The organism is Kosakonia sp. H7A (assembly GCF_003028445.1).
GTDB lineage: Bacteria > Pseudomonadota > Gammaproteobacteria > Enterobacterales > Enterobacteriaceae > Kosakonia > Kosakonia radicincitans.
In genome coordinates this window covers 1-462 of sequence record NZ_PYTZ01000111.1, presented here as the reverse complement: position 1 = coordinate 462, position 462 = coordinate 1, and the positions used below count along the sequence as shown (strand labels likewise).

At 67.3% G+C, this 462-nt stretch carries 1 pseudogene; it reads right to left on the bottom strand.

What is annotated here, in order from left to right:
* Positions 1–462 (bottom strand): annotated as a pseudogene (locus CWM66_RS28465) (DNA topoisomerase IV subunit B); the annotation flags it as partial.

The following is a 462-nucleotide window of genomic DNA, read 5'->3' as shown; positions in this document are numbered from 1 at the left end:
TCTCCACGTTCTGGTTGAGCCACAGGCTGAAGGCGTCGTGCGCGGCGCCCTCGATGAAACCGGCGGCCTGGCGCGAGGACAGGCGTTCCTTGGTCTGCCCGGAGAACTGCGGGTCGGTCATCTTCAGGCTGAGCACGAAGGCGACGCGGTCCCACACGTCTTCCGGCGCCAGCTTCACGCCGCGCGGCAGCAGGTTGCGGAAGTCGCAGAACTCGCGCAGTGCATCGGTCAGGCCCGAGCGCAGGCCGTTGACGTGGGTGCCGTGCTGGGCGGTGGGAATCAGGTTGACGTAGCTTTCCTGCACCAGCTCGCCTTCGGCGACCCATGCCGCGGCCCAATCCACCACCTCGGTGTCTTTCTTGAGGCTGCCGACGAACAGGTCGGCCGGCAGCAGCTCGCGGCCGGCCAGCTCACCCTTGAGGTAGTCGCGCAGGCCGTCCTCGTAGAACCAGCTGTCCTGCT